Origin of the sequence: Tatumella sp. JGM130, from assembly GCF_018257525.1 — a bacterium.
GTDB classification, from domain to species: Bacteria; Pseudomonadota; Gammaproteobacteria; order Enterobacterales; family Enterobacteriaceae; genus Tatumella; species Tatumella punctata.
This window is the reverse complement of sequence record NZ_JAERJS010000002.1, coordinates 1-21,481: the sequence shown is the minus strand read 5'-3', so window position 1 is coordinate 21,481 and position 21,481 is coordinate 1. Positions and strand designations below refer to the sequence as shown.

The following is a 21,481-nucleotide window of genomic DNA, read 5'->3' as shown; positions in this document are numbered from 1 at the left end:
CTGAGATAAAGTCTAGCGCTAACAACGTCAATTATTCAGTAACTGGGTAAATCACTGAAAACAAAAAAGCTAAAAAGACAACGATCATGGAGAAAAAATGGATGAAGTCATCAGAGATTGCTAAGAAACCGCTGATCGGACGGCAACAGGCCGGAGAATATACCGGCCTGCAGTCAGAGGCAGGTTAGTTCTCTTCCACCAGCATCAGACCTGCCCGCAGTCCGGCAGCCACCCGTGGGTTCGGAAACAGCACCCTTTCGCCGCCGGCATTGTCGACCAGATATTGCTGTTCACCATCTTCGGCCAGTAAGGTTCCGGCAGGAAATTGCGTGAAATTAAGTGTTGAATCAGACATATGCAAGCAAAACTCATCACTTAACCGGGTTATCTGCTGTGCCACACGGAAGCGAACGGCCGGTTTTACCGGCCGGGCAGGCAGCGGACAGTCCCCGCAAATTAACGCCATCAGGGCGTCACGGGTTTGTTCAAAATCTGATAACTGATTTTTACCGAAGGGTAAAGCTTTACCGAGCTCCAGGGTACAACTCTGAGCCGACAGTGAATTGCAGCTGAAATGGCTAAAGGTTCCGCCCGGCGAGCGATGAAACACCAGTGCTTCAGCCCCGGCACAGTTCAGCCAGTCAATAAAATTCTCCTGCCAGGGCTCAGAATTAACCGGTAACACCCCGAATTTCTGGTAAAGCGAACCGCGGATCGCCGTATGTAAATCCAGATGCCAGCAGCGTGCCCCTGCCGTGCCGCTGGCAAAAAACTGCTGTAATACCAGCTCTAACTGGCTGGCACGCCGTGACTCATAGCAGGGAGCAATGGTCTTCCAGCCGCTGGAGAACAACCGGTTCAGGTCATAGGCGGTAAAACGTGTCCCCGCCCTCAGGGCAGCAGGGTTACCAAAAATAACCAGTAACCGGCTGGCAAGTGGCCGTTCCCCTGCCAGTAATCCACCAAGGATCTGGTTAAGGATCTCTGCAGGGGCCGTTTCATTACCGTGAATCCCCGCTGAAACCACCAGCATATCGTCCGCAGCATCACCCGCCGGCGTCAGTTCAATAATTCCCTCGCCCCTTTCCCGCCAGCGCAGAAATGCATTTTCTCCTTCAGCCTCTCCGCCCGATTGCCCGGAGAGCAGGTGCTGCAGATAATCAGTTATCATTCGGCTCTTTCCATTCAGATCAACTTAACACTGGAATTCATAGACACTGCCAAGCTTTAACAGTTTCGTTAAATCATCCAGTGCCTGATTATTTTCGGTCAGTAATTGCGGGTCAGCAAGGTCATCGATCGTCAGTCTGTCACGGTAATACTTCTCTGCCCAGCCATTAAGTTGCGCAAACAGCTGATCGTTCATCAGTACCGCCGGGTTAACCGCCTGACATTGCCGGGCCGTTAATGCCACACGTAATCGTAAACAGGCAGGCCCGCCACCGTTGCGCATACTTTCACGTAAATCGAAAATCTGCAAATCCGTTATCGGGTTATCTTCTGCCACAACCTGCTGAAGATATTGCCACACCCCGGGATGAGCTTCCGCTTCCGCAGGTAACACCAGCGACATGCTGCCATCGTTAAAGCTAAGCAACTGGCTGTTAAACAAGTAGGTATTGACTGCATCTCTGACCGAAACCCGCTGTTCCGGCACAATTATCGGAGTAAAGTCCGCCAGCCGCTCACGAATTTTTGCCAGTAAACCGGCCTGTCCGACAAATGCCTGTTCATGACAGAACAGAACTTCACGATGGCTTACCGCAATCACATCGTTATGGAAAACCCCCTGGTCGATCACCGCAGGATTTTGTTGCGCATACAATGTGTGACGCGGATCAAGCTGATGCAGTCGGGCAACGGCTTCACTGGCCTGCAGGGTCTGGCGCGCCGGGTAACGAACCGGTCCCCTGTCCGGATGTTTTTCATCACGGCCATAAACAAATAACTCCAGCGGTGAGGAACCATCTTTATTACATAGCCGGTTATGATTGGCTGCACCCTCATCCCCGAAACAGGCAGTCTGGGGTAAAGCGTGATGTACTTTGAAATATGTATCGTCAGGGAAGATTGCCCGTAACAGGCGGGTGGTGGCCGGCGCTTCTGTCATGCGGTGCAGTTTATTATTGAGGTTGGCAACCGTAAAGTGTACCCGTTGATCTGCGGTATCCGCCGAGGGGGAAACGGTGGCTGCATTGGCCACCCACATCGACGACGCCGAACAGGCGGCCGATAATAGCTCAGGAGCCTGTTGCAGGGCTTTCTGTAATACCTGCGGATCATTGCCCGTAAACCCCAGCTGACGCAACAGTGCAAGATTAGGCCGCGATAAGGGCGGGATCACTCCCTGAATAAAGCCCTGATCGGCCAGTGCTTTCATTTTCGCCAGCCCCTGTTTTACCGCGTTTAACGGATTTGATGGCTGAAACCGGTTACGCGCCGAGGCTTCGTTACCAAAAGAGAGCCCGGCATAGTGGTGAGTCAGGCCTGTCAGACCGTCAAAATTGGCTTCTGCCTTCTGAATTTCCATAGGAGCACCTGCTTATTAATGTGAAAAATCGAGGCCGGGCGATAATTGCTCCGGCAGACGGAGTTGCGCACTCTCCATTGAGGCCATCGGCCAGGCACAATAGTCCGCCGCATACCAGGCCCCGGGCCGGTGGTTACCGGAAGCACCTATGCCGCCAAACGGTGCGTTGCTGGCGGCTCCGGTCAGGGGTTTATTCCAGTTAACAATCCCGGCGCGGGCATCGGTCAGCAGTTGTTCAAATTTCTCGCGTTGTTCAGAAATCAGTCCACAGGAAAGGCCATAGCGGGTACGGTTAGCGATAGCTATTGCCTGGTCAAAGTCATCATAACGAATCACATTCAGTAACGGCCCGAAGACTTCCTCATCCGGTTGCTCCGGCAAAGCGGTGATATCAATAATCCCCGGGCTGATCAATCCTGAGGCCCGGTCCGGCCAGCGCATTTCCAGCAATACATCGGCTCCTGCGGCGGTAAGCTGCTGCCAGTGCTGCCAGATATGCCCTGCAGCCTGTTGCGAAATTACGCTGCCCATAAAGGGAGCCGGGGTGCTATCCCATGGCGCGGGTTCAATCCTGGCCGCCACTTCGGCCAGGCGAGTCAGGAAACGATCACCGGCGTCACCGCGTTTCACCAGCAAACGCCGCGCACAAGTACAACGCTGGCCGGCGCTGATAAAAGCCGACTGGAGAGTGAGGTTGACGGCTGCATCAATTTCCTGTGGTTCATCGACAATCAGTGCATTATTTCCGCCCATTTCCAGGGCCAGCATAATCTCCGGCCGGCCGGCAAACTGACGATGGATATGGTAGCCGGTCGCAGCACTGCCGGTGAACAGTACACCATTGACAGCAGGATCTGTCAGTAAGGCCTGTCCCGTTTCCCGCCCGCCCTGCACCAGATTAATCACCCCCGCCGGTAAGCCTGCTTTATGCCAGAGTTCCGTGGTCAGTTGCGCGGTTGCCGGCGTCAGTTCACTGGGTTTAAACACCACGCAATTCCCCGCCAGCAACGCCGGAACTATATGTCCGTTAGGCAGATGCCCGGGGAAATTATAGGGACCGAATACCGCCATCACCCCATGGGGACGGTGGCGAAGGCTGCTGTCTGCCTGCTGTGACTCACCGGTGCGCTGATGCCAGGACTGTTCAGATATGGCAATTTTATTAATCATTGATCTGACTTCGGTCAGCGCTTCCCAGCGTGGCTTGCCTGTTTCACGGCTAATCAGCTCCGCCAGTTGCGGTTTGTTTTCGGCTAACAGTTGGCCAAATGCGGTGACCAGTGCCAGCCGGTCAGTAAAACTGCGCCGTGACCAGGCCGGGAATGCAGATGCGGCTGCCTGACAGGCGGCTGCAACATCGTCCTGTTGCGCCGTATTATTCTGCCAAATCCGCTGACCGCTCACCGGATCATTTTTGATCAGCTCAGGTCCTTTGCCCTGCAGCCACTGGCCATTAATTAATAACGTCATCTGAACTGTCCTTTGGGCTGAGTGTAACAATACGTAACATATCACCGGCATCGGCCTGCAGGTGTGCGGCACGGTCGGCGGTTAAATACACATGACCGGTGCGCGGATCGGCAGGTGTCAGCAGGGTTCTGAAATCATGATAATTCTGACTGGCCACCAGGCATAACGGAGCATTCTCCGGCGGCGACCCGATTTCAGCACTGACCAGACGGCTGTGACGGACAGCGCGGATCTGCGCCAGTTCACACTCCAGAGTCGGCCCGCCATCGAAAATATCGATATAATTTCGGTAACGGAAGCCCTCAGACTCAAGTAAAGCTCTGGCCGGCGCCGTATCAGGGTGTACCTGGCCGATAACGTCCTGAGCCTCCCCGGTCAGATAATGGGCATACAAAGGATGCTTAGGCATCAGTTCAGCGATAAACGCCTTATGTCCGGTACCGCTGAGAAAATCAGCTCTGCCAAAGTCCATCGAAAAAAAGTGTTTTCCGACACTGTTCCAGAACGGTGACTCCTGTTGCCGGTCGCTGACACCACGCATTTCTGCAACCACATGGCTCGAAAAATGCTGGCGAAAACTGGCCAGAAACAGCAGCCGTGATTTAGACAATAGCTGACCATTTTTATTACCGCGACAGTCAGGATCAAGGAACAGAGTACAAAGCTCACTGACACCCGTATGGTCATTGCTTAGTGATAATGTCGCCAGATGGTTATAGACATCCAGTTGCCGTGAAGCATGTACCTGAGAACCCACGCGAAAGTTATACCAGGGCTCTTCCAGCCCGACCGCGACTTCAATGGCACAGATTCCGGCAATCTGCCCGCTGTCGGGTAATTCAAGCACAAACACATAACCCTGCTGTGATTTCGGACATTCTCCGCGCCAGGTTTTTATCGAACGATCAATACGTTCGGAAAGGGTCTGTTCATCTTCAGGAAGGGAAGTTAACCCCCCGCCAGTTTTAGCCGCCAGGGCCATCAGTCCGGCTAAATCGTTATGGCATACAGGACGGATTACCGACATTATCCGGCCTCCTGTACAACGGCGTGCAGCGCCTGTGCCAGACGGTTCAGCCCTTCATCAATATCAGCAAACGGAATATTTAATGCCGGTGCAAAACGTATAACACTGGCCCCGGCAATTAATACCATCACTCCCTGCCGTGCCGCTGCCAGGCTTATCGCCTTCGCTTTTCCCTGTAAACGTTCAGTTAACTGACAACCAATCAACAGTCCTTCACCACGGACTTCGCTGAAGACCGGTAACCGCTGCATAATATCGGCCAGTCCGCGACGGAAGTATTGTTCACGCTCGCTCACTCCTGCCAGGGTTTCGGGAGTATTAATCAGTGACAATACTTTCCCGGCAATCGCCCCGGCCAGAGGGTTCCCCCCGTAAGTTGTGCCGTGGGTGCCGACAGTCATCACTCTGGCACAATGCTCTTTTGCCAGCATCGCACCTATCGGAAAACCACCGCCCAGCGCTTTAGCGGTAGTCATTACATCCGGTTCCACCCCGTACTTCATGTAAGCGTATAATGCGCCGGTCCGGCCAACACCGGTTTGTACTTCATCGAAAATCAGCAAAGCTCCATGCTGATCGCATAATTCACGCAGTGCCTGCAAAAAACCGGCACTGGCAGGAATAACTCCGCCTTCTCCCTGTACAGGTTCTACTATCACTGCACAGGTATGGGAGTTAATGGCAGCACGGGCAGATTCAATATCGTTGAACCGGGCATGACTGATATCAGGCGGTAAGGGGGCAAAATCTGCCGAATAGGCCGGCTGTCCCCCTGCAGTTACCGTAAATAATGTTCTGCCATGAAATGCATTTTTAAAGGCAACAATACCGCGTTTTTGCGGGTTACCCTGATCATGCGCATATTTACGGGCCAGTTTCAGTGCAGCTTCATTGGCTTCAGCACCGGAATTACAGAAAAAAACCCGGTCTGCAAAGGTTGCTTCTGTCAGTTGTTTCGCCACACCGAGGATCGGTTCATTGGTATACCCATTTCCTGTGTGCCAGAGTCTGGCAGACTGTTCGATCAATACCTGTTGCAATTGCGGATGACAATGGCCGAGGGCATTGACCGCAATTCCTCCGGCAAAATCGATATATTCTTTATCCTGCTGGTCCCATAAACGCGAACCTTTAGCCCTGACCGGAATAAAGTCTGCCGGCGCATAAACCGGAAGCATCCATTGGTCAAAATTCTGACGGGTGATGGCCTGTGGCATAACAACCTCTGATCTATTTTGTTGTGTTGTGATGTGAATATTATTTTTTAAACTATCGATGCACAGCCTGACTGGCAGAGACTGTAAATTGCAGTTAACGTGCCAGTAAAAAGGAAAAAGTGCATAAAATTACACATGACAAAATAAATCAACGACTTATGAGCTAGAAGTATTCACAATAAATGAATAAATAGTGAATAATCACCAGGCGATTCAGTATCTCTCTGAACTAAAACAGAAGATTTATGCAAAACTAAAGAAAAGTTTCAGTTTTGTGATCATGAACAGGTAGCCGCCTTTATCCGTCATAAAAACGCCCCATACAGGTGCAATTATCCGCCCTTATGATCACAGAATGCCCCTTTATGGGGCGTAAAAGAAAATCCGGCAACAGGGTGCACCGTGGCGGGGAAAACTCAGGGGGCCATCAGATCATATTGTGGCTGGACGGGAGCCTCTGGCAGAGAAAGTGGCTGGTCCACTTTCAGGGTGATCCAGTTTGACGTGGTCTGATGGCGGGCATTTTCAATAGTTACCGCCAGATGATATTCGTTGGTTGCCTGCGGATCATTATCCCAGCGCGGAATAATCACACTCCATCCCTGCAAGTCGGTATTACTGGCCGGCGAAGTCAGACTAAGTGCACGGGTATCGCCCTGCCAGTGAATACTGCGGATATTACCCGCCGGGCTGACCTGTAATTTCAGCATCAGGGTTTCTCCGCCGGTCAGCTGCCACGGCGGCGTGGCAAGAAATACACTCAGTGCCGGGATGTCGCGGTAGGATAATACCGGACTGTTATTGCGGGTAACGGCATCATAGCGGCTGCCCCGCAGAGAGTGCACCGCCGCGACTTCATCGGGAGACAGCTGTTTTGCCAGTGACTCACCGAAACGGTAATTAAATTTTAACCCGAATAAATCCTGACTTTCGCCTCCGGTTCCGGTCTTATGACTGGCAGAGAAAGTGACCAGCGGGACCGGCGTATAAGTGAATCCCAGAGACAGTGCTGCCGGATTATGGTAATAATTCCCGCTGTTAAAAGCATCAATATTATCCCCGAGATATTGCTGCCAGCTGACGGAGACACCAAGCTGGCGGTAAAACGGCAGATAGCCCTGGCTGGTAATATCATAGCCGTGGGCCATACGGGCCATACGTGTACTGTCAGTCTCACGCCAGCCGGAAACCGGCAGATAATAATTGGCCGAGAAACTCAGAAAATCGCCGCGGGCCTCGGTACCAAACGATGCTCTGTCAAGACGCTGATTGAACAGATGATCAAGAAAAGAGTTATAGCCAAATAGCCAGTGTCCGGCCCCCCAGCGCTGCCCCACTCCGACACTGCCGGTAGTCCCGGGCGAACTCTGACTTATCCCCAGCTGGCTGTATACCAGATAACGATCATTATCCTCCAGCGGACTCAGCAGCCTGGCAGAAGTACCATCAAAGTTACCGTTCAGGTCCACATCCAGATTAATATTGGTTCGCCCGTAAGGCGACAGCAAACTCTGCCCCGCCTGATTGAGTTTTTCCGATAACTGGTCACGCAAGTGGTCAAAAGCCCACAGACCTGCACTGTGTCCGAGGCTGGTATCCGTATTGCTGGAATTTTCCTGTGCGATTGATTGGGCAATTTCCGCCAGTTGCTTCGAGAAATCACTCTGGCTGGCGCTACTACCAAGGTCCGGTAACGAACGGTTCTCTTCTCCTTCAGGCTCCCTGCTGCCAGCCGTAGTTGGTGAACCGGTAAGGTTACTGTCTGCCCCGGCCTGAGGTATCCCCGCGGCGGCAGAACATAACAGTAAAAATGAATAGCAAAACCGGCATGATCTGTTTAAAGGCATAATAAATTCAACAGCGTCAAAGAGAACAGAGAAACGGTGGCTGACCTGATGTCAGAAAAGCAGATGCCCCAGTATACCATAGCCGGCACTGAATGCAGACCCCGCCTTAACCCGGCACTGTGGAACCACTGAGTATCAGCATAAAGCCACCGTCACCGCTCACCGGTTACTGTTGTTGTAATTGTCTGACGTCGCGGGCCAGGGATAACAGAGTGTCATCCTGTTCTCCGAGTTCCGACAGACTGCTGACCAGTTGATACAGATATTGTGCATTTGTTCCGAGAGGCCCTTTAGCTGCAGCAATTAACGGGGCAATCACTGAAGGACTGTTATCAGACTCAAACAAGGGATGCAGGGGATTGATAGTGAATACCAGCGCGATAATCTGTTGCCCGTCATCAAGGGTAACCGCTTCCCAGCGCGGACAATAGCAGCCGGTCAGCATTTCCCGTTTCCAGAGTAATTCCAGCTCTTCAGCCCGGTTATCGTCACTCAGGCGAAACACCCGTCCGCGGGTTCTGCCGCCCGACTGTAAAGCCAGCATCCTGCCCGGCTGACATTCTGTTCCCCGGCCGGCTATCAGCCGGATACAAAACGCACGATGCCAGCCCTCAAGGACCGCAGGCCGTACGTCATTATAATCCAGCACCGGATTCCACATTAAAGATCCGTAACCAAATATCCATACGGGTAAACCTTCCGGCAACCGGTTAAGAAATTCCGCCAGCGAGGCTTTACGCTGTTGCGGAGTCAGCAATAACTGATCATCAATATGTCCGAATGAGGACCGGCAATCCGCATTGATCAAAAAATCCCGGGTCAGCACATCGTCCTCCTTAATCACCGGGGAATACTCAATACTGCTATCATTACAATAAACCGGCCATTATGTGAAGAGCATCACATAAATAGCTCTTTCCCGGCAACTCCCCCCGGCGCAGACTACTGGCTGAAAAATAAAAAATAATACATATGAAACAAAGAGATAAATATAAAAAATCGATAATATTACCCCGGAAACACAAATAACAGACTCAGTGTTGTTAGTGATGTAATAACCACGACTTTTTGCAAGATAACCTAAAAAAATCATGAATCAAAAATATTTTAAATCCATTTAAATCATTAAGTTAAATGAAGATAGCAGAGAAAACAGAAAGGTAATTAAAATATCACTACGGAGTAAATAAATGTGTCAGTAATATCTTTTAATGATACAGTATCTCCCGGAAATTTACCCGGTAACAAGGCTGCACAGAGTTACAGAGAGTCCAATTTATAACGCGTGAGGAGAGAGAATGCCAGCGCATGAAAAAACCCGCCATACGGAATACTCATTAATTTTCCCAATAATTGCCCTGGGCGTTTTATGGTTCTTCAGCCATCAGACGTCCCTGCCGCTGGTCATCGCCATCAATATATTAACCCTGGTCGCGATCCTCTGCAGCGCTTTCAGCGTTGTTCGTCACGCTGATGTACTGGCCCACCGGCTGGGGGAACCCTTTGGTTCATTGATTCTGACTCTGTCGGTGGTAATCCTGGAGGTCAGTCTGATTTCGGCACTGATGGCGACCGGAAATGCCAGTGCCGGGCTGATGCGCGATACCCTGTACTCAATTATTATGATCGTGACTGCCGGGCTGGTGGGTTTTGCGCTGCTGCTCGGCGGCCGCAAATTCGCCACACAATATGTCAATCTGGCAGGAGTAAAACAGTATCTGATTGCTATCTTCCCGTTAGCCATTCTGGTTCTGGTTTTTCCTAATGCCCTGCCGGGCGGTAACTTTACCACTGGTCAGGCACTGTTAATCGCTGCCGTGTCCGCAGCTATGTACGGGGTATTCCTGCTTATCCAGACCAAAACCCACCAGAGTCTGTTTATTTATGAACATGAAGACGAAAGTGATGACGGTGACCCTCACCATGGTAAACCTTCTGCTCATAGCAGCGGCTGGCATGCCTTATGGCTGATTATCCATCTGCTGGCGGTGATCAGTGTGACTAAAATGAATGCACCGGTACTGGAACAATTGCTGGGCGACCTGAATGCGCCGCCACAGTTTACCGGTTTCCTGATTGCCCTGCTGATCCTGTCTCCGGAAGGATTAGGGGCTATCAAAGCAGTGCTGGCTAACCAGGTACAGCGGGCTATGAATCTGTTTTTCGGCTCCGTACTGGCGACAATTTCGTTAACAGTACCGGTGGTCAGCCTGATCGCAGTCATTACCGGCCAGCCGCTGATTTTCGGCCTCGAAGCGCCACAAATGGTGATTATGTGCAGTGTGCTGTTACTGTGCCAGGTGTCATTTTCTACCGGACGCACTAACGTACTCAATGGTGCCGCGCATCTGGCGCTGTTTATCGGCTACCTGATGACTATTATGCTGTAACCTGTTGACAAACCACCACAGGCGCAGGATTGCGCCTGTGGCAGATCGGATAATCCCGGCCCTTTCTGCCCGCCCCTCAGCGTCAGTACTGCTCTGCTACAACTCCTTGCAGCCATCAGGCGCACAGACAGGTATTTCCCGGGCAGGCAGAGGCAGAGACAGAAGCAGAGAATATACGACATAAACCAAATGGCATGGCTGCGATACAGAAACAGGGCCGGTAATCATCCCGGCACAGACAGGAGCCAGTGCAGCACAGAATTGCGCTGCACTCTGTATAACTTAGCGGCTGGTATCCAGCGCCGGGAACGATTTAACTAAATCATCAATCCCTTTCATCTGAACCAGGAAAGGTTCCAGCTTATCCAGCGGTAATGCTGAAGGGCCATCACATTTTGCATTATCCGGATCCGGATGCGCTTCAATAAACAGCCCGGCAATCCCTACCGCCATCCCGGCACGCGCCAGTTCTGCTACCTGGGCACGGCGACCACCGGATGCCGCCCCAAAAGGATCCCGGGTTTGCAGGGCATGGGTAACGTCAAAAATCACCGGGGAGTTATGCGTCACTTTTTTCATGACATTAAAGCCAAGCATATCAACCACCAGATTATCGTAACCAAAGTTACTGCCGCGGTCACAGAGGATCACCTGATCATTACCGCCTTCGGCAAATTTATCAACAATATTACCCATCTGCCCCGGGCTGACAAACTGTGGTTTTTTTACGTTAATCACAGCACCGGTTTTCGCCATCGCTTCGACCAGGTCTGTCTGACGGGCAAGAAATGCCGGCAGCTGGATAACATCAACCACTTCGGACACAGGCTGTGCCTGGGCAGCTTCATGTACATCGGTAATAATTTTCACACCAAAAGTACTTTTCAGCTCGGCAAAGATCTTCAGACCTTCTTCCAGGCCAGGGCCACGGTAAGAATGAATTGAGGAGCGGTTCGCTTTATCAAACGAAGCTTTAAAAACGTAAGGGATACCCAGTTTGTCTGTCACTCTGACATAGTGTTCGCAGATACGCATGGCAAGTTCACGGGATTCGAGAACGTTCATACCACCGAACAACACAAATGGCAGATCGTTTGCTACCCTGAGGTCACCAATAGAGACTACTTTCTCTGTCATACTGTTGTTCCTTTAATTACTGATATCAACGCGGCTTAGTGCAGCGTAACGTGTTTTTGCCCGATGGCATGGATCTGCACCTTAATCATTTCACTGACCGGATCTTCAGGGCATTGTTCAATAAAATAGGTTAAGTCACTTAATGCAACATGTTCACATTCAAGTTGCGCATAAATCAAACCCCGGTCACGAATTTCATAGGGGTCTTCAGGATCCATTTTCAGCAGAACTTCACTGACTTTTAACGCCAGCTCCAGCTGTTGTTCATCCATCAACGAGGCTTTCAGTGTATCAAGCATTTTACGAATAACCGAAGCAATATCAGCTTCATCCAGGTCTTCATCATACAAACCGGATGTCGGCCCGATAGTCCCTTTCACCCACACATCCAGTGTATGTTCGTCCAGCGTTTCGCCGTTAAACGGGTTAATTAACCACATTTCGCCATCAATCCAGTCAGCCCGGGCAATCAGCTGTGTCGGGAAAATAACCGGCAACAGTGGCAGAGATAACCGGTCTGCAATAAACAGCAGTAACGCACCGAGTGAAACGGCTGTGCCCTGACGGGTTTTCAGCACATTATCCAGCCACAAGGCATCGGATAAGCGGTATATACCGCCGGCCCCGCCAAATCCCCACTGCCCGTAAAACAGCTCCATCAGTTTCCCGAGACGCTTCTCAGGGTCAGTTTCACCGGCCACATAAGTTTCTGCTTCAGTGACCAGCAACTCTAACTGCCGCCGCACATTCCCGGCCGAAAAATCGGACCGGATGTCCTGCATTACAGTCAGCATGGCTTCACACAATGAGCCATGACTAAAATCAAATTGGTTTGCGGAACTCATAACATCCCCACTAGCGGTATTCTGTTGATCGCAAGGAAGACAATGATAACCAGCATCAGTAATGCTGCACAAAATGCAATTCCGCGGATAAACGGTGAAAAATTACGACGACCAAAAGCGACAAATCCGAAACCGATATACAGAATGACCGCCATTAATTTTTCGGTCAGCCAGCTGCCATCGGCAGTAAACGGATAATAACGGGTGATCAGCACCAGCATAATGCCGGTCAGCAACAGCAGCGTATCATTAATATGCGGAGTGATTTTCACCCAGCGACGCTGCATCATCGCGGAGCCTGCCGTTTTCCAGTAAAAACGGCCGGTAAATAACAACACCGAAACGATTGCGGTGAAGATGTGAATCGATTTTATAACGGTAAAATAATTGTTCATATCAGCCCGCCATCTGTCCGGGATTATACTGGCCAAAAGTTACCCGCGGGTTACCGCCATAGTCTGCTTGTGTGGCCACCTGCTGATAACCGGCATCCGTCAGTAAACGGCTTACCGCATCTGCCTGTTGCCAGCCATGCTCCATCGCCAGCCAGCCCCCTTTCTGTAACCAGTCACGGCTCTGGTCTGCAATCTTACGCAGATCTGCCAGCCCGCCCTCATCCGCCACCAGTGCACTGAGGGGCTCAAAACGGACATCCCCCTGCTGCAGATGCCGGTCCGTCGCATCAATATAAGGAGGATTACTGACAATCAGCTGATACTTTGCGCCAGACAGTTCACTGAACCAGTCGCTTTGCAAAAACCGGCAACCGGATAACGCCAGCAGTGCGGCATTTTCACGGGCCAGTGCAACAGCCTCAGGCACCCTGTCCACCCCGGTAATTTCACAGTCCGGCCGTTCTTTGGCTATCGCCAGTGCAACCGCTCCGCTGCCGGTGCCCAGGTCAAGCACCGCCGCAGGCGATGCCCCGAGCAATTGCAGGGCGACCTCGACCAGCACTTCCGTATCCGGCCGCGGGATCAGGGTACTGTTATTCACTTTTAAGGGCAGTGACCAGAATTCCCGCTCCCCCAGCAAATGGGCCACAGGTTCCCCTGCCCGGCGGCGTTCCAGCAACATGGTTAAGCGGGTTAACTGGGCAGGCAACAGACTGGTATCATCAAAGGCAATCAGCCAGCTACGGGGTTTCGCCAGCACATAGCCGAGCAGTACTTCCGCATCACGTTTCGGACTTTCACTGTGCTGCAATACCACACGGCTTTGTGCCAGCCAGTCACGTATCCGCATTATTCCTGGCCTGCCAGTGCCGCCAGCTGATCTGCCTGATATTCCTGAACAATAGGCTCGATCAGGCTGTCCAGTTTACCTTCCATTGTTTCATCCAGCCGGTACAGTGTCAGGTTGATACGGTGATCCGTGACCCGTCCCTGAGGGAAGTTGTAGGTCCGGATACGGTCAGAGCGGTCACCGCTGCCCAGCAGGTTACGCCGCGCCGAAGCCTCGGCTTCATGACGTCTGGCCATTTCGGCGGCATGGATACGTGCCCCCAGAACCGACAAGGCTTTCGCTTTGTTCTTATGCTGCGAACGCTCATCCTGGCACTCCACCACGATACCGGTTGGCAGGTGCGTAATACGGATAGCAGAGTCAGTGGTGTTAACGTGCTGACCACCTGCTCCCGACGACCGGAAAGTATCAATTTTCAGATCCGACGGATTAATATCCGGCAGCTCGGCATCCGGGATCTCCGGCATAATAGCCACAGTACAGGCTGAAGTATGAATACGCCCCTGGGATTCGGTCTCAGGTACCCGCTGTACACGGTGACCACCGGATTCAAATTTCAGCCGGCCGTAAACGCCATCACCGATAATTTTCGCAATGACTTCTTTATAGCCACCATGTTCGCCTTCGTTGGCACTGATGATTTCGACACGCCAGCGGTTGGTTTCCGCATAGCGACTGTACATACGGAACAGATCACCGGCAAACAAAGCAGCTTCATCACCACCGGTTCCGGCACGGACTTCAACAAAACAGGGACGTTCATCGTCCGGATCTTTTGGCAGCAACAGTACCTGCAGTTCCTGCTCAAGTATTTCGCTCTGGCTCTTCGCTTGTTGTAATTCGTCGTTAGCCATCTCCCGCATTTCGGGATCGTCGAGCATCAGAGTTGCTGTTTCGATATCATCCTGAACCTGCTGCCAGTGGCGGAAGCATTTGGTCACGTCGGTTAACTGAGCATATTCGCGGGATAACGCCCGGAAACGCTCCTGATCTGCAATGACCCCGGCATCACCCAATAACGCTTCAACTTCTTCATGGCGTTCCTGCAGCGCTTCGAGTTTGGCAACAATTGATGTCTTCATGTATTTGAGGTTTTTCCAATCACTGAAAAGGACCACCCGGCATTATTCAATGCCAAGGCCGTCACGTAAAATTTGCAGGCGTTCATCGTCCCCGTCACGGGCAGCCTGCTGGAGAGATTTTGTCGGCGCATGGATCAGCCGGTTAGTCAGTTTATGGGCAAGGTCATGCAGCACTTTTTTCGCATCCTGTCCCTGCTCTAATGCCAGTAACGCCCTGGATTCCAGGTCTTCACGGATATGTTCAGCCTGTTCACGGTAATCACGGATGGTGGTTACCGCCGACTGCGCCCGCAGCCATGACATAAACTCACAGCTTTCATGCACCACGATACTTTCGGCTTCAACCGCCGCCGCTTCACGCTGTGCCATATTCTGCTGAATAATGGTCTGTAAATCATCGACAGTATATAAATAGGCATTCGCCAGTTTACCCGCCTCCGGTTCAACATCCCGCGGTACTGCAATATCTACCAATAGCATCGGCTGATTACGCCGGGCTTTTAGCGCCCGTTCCACCATACCTTTACCGATAATCGGAAGCGGGCTGGCGGTGGACGAGATAATAATATCCGCGTCCTGCAACCGAGAGCTGATATCACCAATGTCGATAACTTCAGCATTGACTTCTTCTGCCAGCCGCTGAGCACGTTCCCGGGTCCGGTTAGCAATAATCAGCTTCTGTACACGGTGCTCACGCAGATGACGGGCAACCAGTTCGATAGTTTCCCCGGCACCGACCAGCAACACATTCACTTTCGACAGTGATTCAAAAATCTGCCTGGCGAGGGTACAGGCCGCAAAGGCCACCGATACCGCACTGGCACCAATCTCTGTTTCGGTACGAACCCGTTTGGCCACCGAAAAGGTTTTCTGGAACATACGCTCCAGTTCGCTGCTCAGTACATGACCACGCTGAGATTCTGCAAAGGCTTTTTTTACCTGACCCAGAATCTGGGGTTCACCCAGCACCAGAGAGTCCAGCCCGCTGGCGACCCGCATCAGATGGCTGACCGCCGCATTATTCTCGTGCCAGTACAGACTTTGCCTGACGTCTTCCTCTTTAAGCTGATGATACGTACACAGCCAGCGTACCAACTGCTCCTGAATATCATCATTTTCATCGACACTCAGGTATAATTCAGTGCGATTACAGGTTGAAAGTACCACACCACTTTGTACCTGTGGCTGTGATAACAGGCTGTCCAGCGCTTTATCAAGTGTGTCCGGCCCAAAAGATACCCGTTCGCGCAACGCGACAGGTGCCGTTTTGTGATTGATTCCGAGTGCTAGAAGCGTCATGGTGATTCTGGTCGGGTTGTCCCGGTAATTTCAGGGTTATAGGACCATTCTACAAGATGAGGCAGATCAAGAAAAGCCATACAAAAGCTATGACTGTAATAAGATTAACCTGATCCCATATAATATTCCCCGAATAGCATTGACGGTTAAATGCCTGCACGGTAGCGTTTAGCGCTCTGCAGTAAACATCCGGGTCTGAGGAGATGACGACGTGAGTATATTGAATAGACGCAGGCTGGGCCGGTGCCTGCCTGTTGCCAGCCTGCTGTTAAGCGCCTGTGTTACCCCCCCGCCACAGGGACCCGGCCAAAGCCCGGACTCCGCCCAATGGAAACAGCATGTCAGTGAAGTTAAGAAAATTACGGCTTTTCAAACCCGCGGGGCCTTTGCCTACCTTTCTGAACAACAAAAAGTGTATGCCCGTTATAACTGGCAACAGACAGCCAGCGATCGTTACCGGCTGTTATTAACCAGCCCGCTGGGCAGTACCGAAATGCAGCTGGATACCCAGGGAACAACCGTACAGCTGGTGGACAATACAGGGAAACGCTACTTCAGCCACAATGCCACTCAGATGATCTCTGAACTGACCGGCATGAACATTCCGCTGGAAAACCTGCGGCAGTGGATGCTGGGACTGCCCGGTTCAGCCAACAGCTATACCCTGAATAACCAGTACCAGTTGCGTAGCGCAACCTATACCCACGACGGCCAGACATGGCAGGTTACTATCAATGATTACCGTCAGGACGTGAAACCCGCCCTGCCCGCCGACCTCGAGTTAACCACCGGTCATCTGCGTATCAAATTACGTATGGACAGCTGGAAATTACCATGACCACAACCTGGCCCAGTCCGGCAAAACTGAATCTGTTCCTTTATATCACTGGTCAGCGTGCCGACGGCTACCATAATCTGCAGACATTGTTTCAGTTCCTTGATTACGGCGACAGCCTGACTATCAGCACTGACTTCTCTGCCCGGCTGCGGATGAATACCCCGCTGGCCGCGGTCGCCGATGAAGATAATTTAATTATCCGTGCGGCACGGTTGCTGAAAGCCGCGGCCCTCGCAGACCGGCGGATCAGCGAAGATGCCGGTGCCAAATTCACTGTTGAGAAAAAAATCCCGATGGGCGGCGGTCTCGGGGGGGGATCATCCAACGCCGCCACCGTACTGGTGGCGTTAAACCAGCTCTGGAATTGCGGTTACTCTGCCGAATACCTGGCAAGCCTCGGGCTGCAACTGGGGGCGGACGTGCCGGTATTTGTTCACGGTTATGCGGCCTTTGCCGAAGGTGTCGGCGAACAACTGCAACCCGCCAGTCCGCCGGAAAAATGGTACCTGGTCGCCCATCCCGGAGAAAGTATTCCTACCCCGGCCGTTTTCGGCGATCCGCAACTTACCCGAGATACTCCGCACCGGACATTAAACCAGCTTATGGATAGTTGCTGGCATAATGATTGTGAAGCTGTCGTAAGAAAACGTTTTCGTAAGGTTGATGAATTGCTTGTCTGGCTGTTAGAATACGCGCCATCACGCCTGACAGGGACAGGTGCCTGTGTGTTTGCCGAGTTTGACACAGAGGAAGCCGCCCTTCAGGTTCTTGAACTCGCTCCTGAATGGATAACTGCTTTTGTGGCGCGCGGGGTGAATACCTCACCGTTGCAAATGTGTTTGTCTGAGTGATCAGCGTGTGCGTGACAGTATCATCCTGTTCCAGATACTGCGCGTATCGCATTTATACACCTGTGTGAACTTTCCCTGTGGCACAGCGCAGGGAGTTCTCTGGACGTAAAGCCTGAGGTTTTTCTCGTGCCCGATATGAAGCTTTTTGCTGGTAACGCTACCCCGGAACTGGCGCAACGCATAGCCAACCGTCTTTACACTAACCTCGGGGACGCCGCTGTCGGTCGTTTCAGTGATGGTGAAGTCAGTGTACAGATTAATGAAAACGTGCGTGGCGGTGATATTTTTATCATTCAGTCCACCTGCGCTCCTACTAACGATAATCTGATGGAACTGGTGGTAATGGTTGACGCGCTGCGTCGCGCCTCCGCCGGACGTATTACCGCCGTTATCCCTTACTTTGGTTATGCCCGTCAGGATCGTCGCGTCCGTTCTGCCCGTGTCCCCATTACCGCAAAAGTTGTTGCCGATTTTCTTTCCAGCGTAGGTGTTGACCGTGTTCTGACGGTTGACCTGCACGCAGAACAGATTCAGGGCTTCTTTGATGTACCGGTAGATAACGTATTCGGCAGCCCGATCCTGCTGGAAGATATGTTGCAGCTGAATCTGGAAAACCCGATTGTGGTTTCTCCGGACATTGGTGGTGTTGTCCGTGCCCGTGCAGTCGCCAAATTGCTGAATGATGCCGATATGGCCATCATTGATAAACGCCGCCCGCGGGCAAATGTTTCTCAGGTCATGCACATTATCGGTGATGTTGCCGGCCGTGATTGCGTACTGGTCGATGATATGATCGATACCGGCGGCACTCTGTGTAAAGCTGCAGAAGCGCTGAAAGAACGCGGTGCCAAGCGGGTATTTGCCTATGCAACCCACCCTATTTTCTCAGGTAATGCCCTGGAAAACCTGCGTAACTCGGTAATTGATGAAGTGGTTGTCTGTGATACCATTCCTTTGTCACCGGAAATCAAAGCACTGCCTAATGTCCGGACGCTGACATTATCCGGAATGCTGGCTGAAGCTATCCGCCGTATCAGTAACGAAGAATCTATCTCTGCAATGTTTGAGCATTAATCACTGCTTATCATTTCAGCTAAAAAGCCGGGCATAATGCCCGGCTTTTTCATGTAATGACCCGCTGTTATATAAACGTTATGCTGGTCCGGAAAGCGCTGCGCGTTACTGAGTCACTGAATCCACATCCGTTGCCGGTGATGATTTATGGCGCGGATGCAGATTACAGCCACTGTAACGCAGCAAAAAATAGCGGTCACAGACTTTTTCACGTCCGCCGAGTTGTGCGCCCGCCAGCCATAATAAGGCTCCGAGGAAGATAGCAAATACAGCACCGTCCACAGCAACCGCAGGCAGGTGAACAGAATGCAACTGACTCATCACGGCTAATACCATCCCTGTAACAATAACCAGCAGGCCAATGCCCATCAGCGCATTGCCATATCTCAGACATTGTTTATGTTTCATCATCTCCCCTTTCTGCCATGCGACAGCCGTTGAACAATTAAACAAAAGTTTAGTAATCAATACTAATCAATTCTGCTACTCAGATCACAAACCTGAGCGAAAATTACCATTACGTGCGCTGGCGACTGATCTTTGTGCTTATGCGTGTCAGGCAGTAAACTAATGCCTTTGTAATCATGGCAGGGTAGAAATTGTGAGCAGTATTAAACTGATTGTAGGTCTGGCGAATCCGGGCGCGGAATATGCGGCCACCCGGCATAATGCCGGCGCCTGGTATCTCGATTTGCTGGCAGAACGACATAATCAGTCGTTAAAAGAAGAACCTAAATTCTACGGCTACACAGCCCGTATCAGCCTGGCAGGAAATGATGTCCGGTTACTGGTACCTGCAACCTTTATGAACCTGAGCGGCAAAGCTGTGGCTGCCATGGCCACTTTTTACCGCATTACGCCGCAGGAAATTCTGGTCGCCCATGATGAACTTGATATGCTGCCGGGAGTCGCTAAATTCAAACAAGGTGGCGGTCATGGCGGACATAACGGACTGAAGGATATCATCAGTAAGCTGGGGAATAATGCCGACTTCCATCGACTGCGTATCGGCATCGGCCATCCCGGTGACCGTAATAAAGTCACCGGTTTTGTTCTGGGTAAACCACCGCAGAGTGAACAAAAACTGATTGACGAAGCCATTGATGAGGCTGTCCGTTGTACGGAAGTATGGCTGAAAGACGATCGGCTTAAAGCAATGAACCGCCTGCATAGCTTTAAAGCCGGTTAAGCGGCTCCGGAAATCCGCGCCATTATGGGTGGTTATGTGTATAATGCGGCAAAATTTTACAGTTCCGGCGGCAGTCTGTTTATCTGCCGCCAATACGTTATAAGGTAACTCAAGCATGGGATTTAAATGCGGTATCGTGGGCCTGCCAAATGTTGGTAAATCCACCCTGTTTAATGCGCTGACGAAAGCGGGTATTGAAGCGGCTAACTTTCCGTTCTGTACTATTGAACCCAATACCGGTGTGGTTCCCATGCCTGACCCGCGTCTGGACAAGCTGGCAGAAATCGTTAAACCTCAGCGTACTATCGCCACCACCATGGAATTTGTCGATATTGCCGGTCTGGTAAAAGGCGCATCTAAAGGTGAAGGCCTGGGTAACCAGTTTCTGACTAACATCCGCGAAACCGAGGCTATCGGTCATGTTGTTCGCTGTTTTGAAGATGACAATATTATTCACGTTTCCGGGAAAGTGAATCCGGCTGATGATATTGAAGTAATCAACACTGAACTGGCCCTGTCCGATCTGGATACCTGTGAACGCGCTATCCAGCGTTTACAGAAAAAAGCCAAAGGCGGCGATAAAGACGCGAAAGCCGAACTGGAAGTGCTGGAGAAGTGCCTGCCACAGCTGGAAAATGCCGGCATGCTGCGTGCACTGGCACTGGATGAAGACGAAAAAGCCCTGATCCGCTATCTGAGTTTCCTGACCCTGAAACCAACCATGTACATTGCTAACGTCAATGAAGACGGCTTCGAAAACAACCCGTTCCTCGATCAGGTCCGGGCTATCGCCGACCAGGAAGGTTCTGTGGTCGTGCCGGTCTGTGCTTCGGTTGAATCGGATATTGCTGAACTGGACGACGCGGACCGCGAAGAATTTATGGCCGAACTGGGCCTCGAAGAACCGGGCCTGAACCGTGTGATCCGTGCCGGTTACGCCCTGCTCAGCCTGCAGACCTACTTCACCGCCGGTGTTAAAGAAGTCCGTGCCTGGACTATCCCTGTCGGCGCAACCGCCCCCCAGGCGGCCGGCAAAATACATACCGACTTCGAAAAAGGCTTTATCCGTGCCCAGACCATCGCTTTTGACGACTTTGTCGCGTTCAAAGGCGAACAGGGTGCCAAAGAAGCCGGTAAAATGCGTGCCGAAGGAAAAGAGTATATCGTTAAAGATGGCGATATTATGAACTTCCTGTTTAACGTCTAAATAAAATGTGTTGTCTTATGAGGTTTCATTGAGTCTCATAAAAATCACAAAAAACCATAAAATCCACGCAATTGCGTGGATTTTTTTATTTCACAGACTCTCAACTTATCTCGTAACAGGGTAACCCCCCCATTTTTAACGGAGGCGATAAGTAGAATCAGATAAGCGTTGAATATGTTGCATCGGCGTGTAGCCATTCAGTGCCATATTCGGTCGCTCGTGATTATAAAACC

The 21,481-nt window shown here is 51.5% G+C and carries 20 protein-coding genes; 6 read left to right on the top strand and 14 right to left on the bottom strand.

Annotated elements, in window-relative coordinates:
* Positions 1 to 184: 184 nt before the first annotated feature.
* The 7 genes from astE to JK211_RS01025 form a co-directional block, all read right to left on the bottom strand.
* The gene (gene astE, locus JK211_RS01055) at positions 185 to 1,168 is read right to left on the bottom strand and encodes a succinylglutamate desuccinylase (RefSeq protein ID WP_212706969.1); all 984 of its coding nucleotides are present in this window, start codon (positions 1,166 to 1,168) and stop codon (positions 185 to 187) included.
* 27 nt (positions 1,169 to 1,195) lie between these two features.
* The gene (astB, locus tag JK211_RS01050; RefSeq protein WP_249213736.1) at positions 1,196 to 2,530 is read right to left on the bottom strand and encodes an N-succinylarginine dihydrolase; all 1,335 of its coding nucleotides are present in this window, start codon (positions 2,528 to 2,530) and stop codon (positions 1,196 to 1,198) included.
* A 15-nt stretch (positions 2,531 to 2,545) separates the two neighbouring features.
* Positions 2,546 to 4,000 carry a succinylglutamate-semialdehyde dehydrogenase gene (astD, locus tag JK211_RS01045; protein ID WP_212706819.1) on the bottom strand — a complete coding sequence of 485 codons (1,455 nt, stop codon included), beginning with the start codon at positions 3,998 to 4,000 and terminating at the stop codon, positions 2,546 to 2,548.
* Positions 3,984 to 5,027: an arginine N-succinyltransferase gene (astA, locus tag JK211_RS01040; protein ID WP_212706818.1), complete on the bottom strand. Its 1,044-nt coding sequence runs from the start codon at positions 5,025 to 5,027 to the stop codon at positions 3,984 to 3,986. Before astA ends, astD begins: the two co-directional genes overlap by 17 nt.
* Positions 5,027 to 6,244, bottom strand: coding sequence for a bifunctional succinylornithine transaminase/acetylornithine transaminase (locus tag JK211_RS01035; RefSeq protein ID WP_212706817.1), 1,218 nt, complete (start codon positions 6,242 to 6,244; stop codon positions 5,027 to 5,029). The genes astA and JK211_RS01035 overlap by 1 nt, the downstream gene beginning before the upstream one ends.
* 416 nt (positions 6,245 to 6,660) lie before the next feature.
* Complete coding sequence (locus JK211_RS01030; RefSeq protein WP_212706816.1) at positions 6,661 to 8,091, bottom strand: YchO/YchP family invasin; 1,431 nt, start codon at positions 8,089 to 8,091, stop codon at positions 6,661 to 6,663.
* 166 nt (positions 8,092 to 8,257) lie between these two features.
* On the bottom strand, positions 8,258 to 8,917 hold the full coding sequence (locus tag JK211_RS01025; protein ID WP_212706815.1) for a gamma-glutamylcyclotransferase: 660 nt from the start codon (positions 8,915 to 8,917) through the stop codon (positions 8,258 to 8,260).
* A gap of 472 nt (positions 8,918 to 9,389) precedes the next feature.
* On the opposite strand from JK211_RS01025, the gene chaA reads away from it, so the two are divergent.
* Complete coding sequence (chaA, locus tag JK211_RS01020) at positions 9,390 to 10,481, top strand: sodium-potassium/proton antiporter ChaA (RefSeq protein ID WP_212706814.1); 1,092 nt, start codon at positions 9,390 to 9,392, stop codon at positions 10,479 to 10,481.
* Positions 10,482 to 10,763: 282 nt separating this feature from the next.
* Here chaA and kdsA read toward each other — a convergent pair whose 3' ends face one another.
* From kdsA to hemA, 6 genes are read right to left on the bottom strand one after another with little or no spacing between them, the layout of a single operon-like run.
* On the bottom strand, positions 10,764 to 11,618 hold the full coding sequence (gene kdsA / locus JK211_RS01015) for a 3-deoxy-8-phosphooctulonate synthase (protein ID WP_212706813.1): 855 nt from the start codon (positions 11,616 to 11,618) through the stop codon (positions 10,764 to 10,766).
* Positions 11,619 to 11,653: 35 nt separating this feature from the next.
* On the bottom strand, positions 11,654 to 12,463 hold the full coding sequence (gene sirB1 / locus JK211_RS01010) for an invasion regulator SirB1 (RefSeq protein ID WP_212706812.1): 810 nt from the start codon (positions 12,461 to 12,463) through the stop codon (positions 11,654 to 11,656).
* Entirely contained in the window at positions 12,460 to 12,858 is a 399-nt protein-coding gene (locus JK211_RS01005; RefSeq protein WP_212706811.1) for a SirB2 family protein, read from the bottom strand. The genes sirB1 and JK211_RS01005 overlap by 4 nt, the downstream gene beginning before the upstream one ends.
* Before the next feature lies 1 nt (position 12,859).
* Entirely contained in the window at positions 12,860 to 13,708 is an 849-nt protein-coding gene (prmC, locus tag JK211_RS01000) for a peptide chain release factor N(5)-glutamine methyltransferase (RefSeq protein WP_212706810.1), read from the bottom strand.
* Complete coding sequence (gene prfA, locus JK211_RS00995; RefSeq protein ID WP_212706809.1) at positions 13,708 to 14,790, bottom strand: peptide chain release factor 1; 1,083 nt, start codon at positions 14,788 to 14,790, stop codon at positions 13,708 to 13,710. Before prfA ends, prmC begins: the two co-directional genes overlap by 1 nt.
* 42 nt (positions 14,791 to 14,832) lie before the next feature.
* Positions 14,833 to 16,089 carry a glutamyl-tRNA reductase gene (gene hemA / locus JK211_RS00990; RefSeq protein ID WP_212706808.1) on the bottom strand — a complete coding sequence of 419 codons (1,257 nt, stop codon included), beginning with the start codon at positions 16,087 to 16,089 and terminating at the stop codon, positions 14,833 to 14,835.
* A gap of 211 nt (positions 16,090 to 16,300) precedes the next feature.
* Between hemA and lolB the strand changes: the two genes are divergently transcribed.
* The 3 genes from lolB to prs all read left to right on the top strand — a co-directional run bounded on the left by lolB (position 16,301) and on the right by prs (position 18,852).
* Positions 16,301 to 16,927, top strand: a complete 627-nt coding sequence (gene lolB, locus JK211_RS00985; RefSeq protein WP_212706807.1) for a lipoprotein insertase outer membrane protein LolB — start codon at positions 16,301 to 16,303, stop codon at positions 16,925 to 16,927.
* On the top strand, positions 16,924 to 17,778 hold the full coding sequence (gene ispE, locus JK211_RS00980; protein WP_212706806.1) for a 4-(cytidine 5'-diphospho)-2-C-methyl-D-erythritol kinase: 855 nt from the start codon (positions 16,924 to 16,926) through the stop codon (positions 17,776 to 17,778). The genes lolB and ispE overlap by 4 nt, the downstream gene beginning before the upstream one ends.
* Before the next feature lie 126 nt (positions 17,779 to 17,904).
* Entirely contained in the window at positions 17,905 to 18,852 is a 948-nt protein-coding gene (gene prs / locus JK211_RS00975; protein ID WP_212706805.1) for a ribose-phosphate pyrophosphokinase, read from the top strand.
* Between the two features lie 105 nt (positions 18,853 to 18,957).
* On the opposite strand, the gene JK211_RS00970 is transcribed toward prs, so the two are convergent.
* The gene (locus tag JK211_RS00970) at positions 18,958 to 19,263 is read right to left on the bottom strand and encodes a DUF2583 family protein (protein ID WP_371734556.1); all 306 of its coding nucleotides are present in this window, start codon (positions 19,261 to 19,263) and stop codon (positions 18,958 to 18,960) included.
* A 190-nt stretch (positions 19,264 to 19,453) separates the two neighbouring features.
* On the opposite strand from JK211_RS00970, the gene pth reads away from it, so the two are divergent.
* Positions 19,454 to 20,041 (top strand): aminoacyl-tRNA hydrolase, encoded by a 588-nt coding sequence (pth, locus tag JK211_RS00965; RefSeq protein ID WP_212706804.1) that lies wholly within the window; start codon positions 19,454 to 19,456, stop codon positions 20,039 to 20,041.
* Positions 20,042 to 20,156: 115 nt separating this feature from the next.
* Positions 20,157 to 21,248 (top strand): redox-regulated ATPase YchF, encoded by a 1,092-nt coding sequence (gene ychF, locus JK211_RS00960; RefSeq protein WP_212706803.1) that lies wholly within the window; start codon positions 20,157 to 20,159, stop codon positions 21,246 to 21,248.
* Positions 21,249 to 21,481 lie beyond the last annotated feature (233 nt).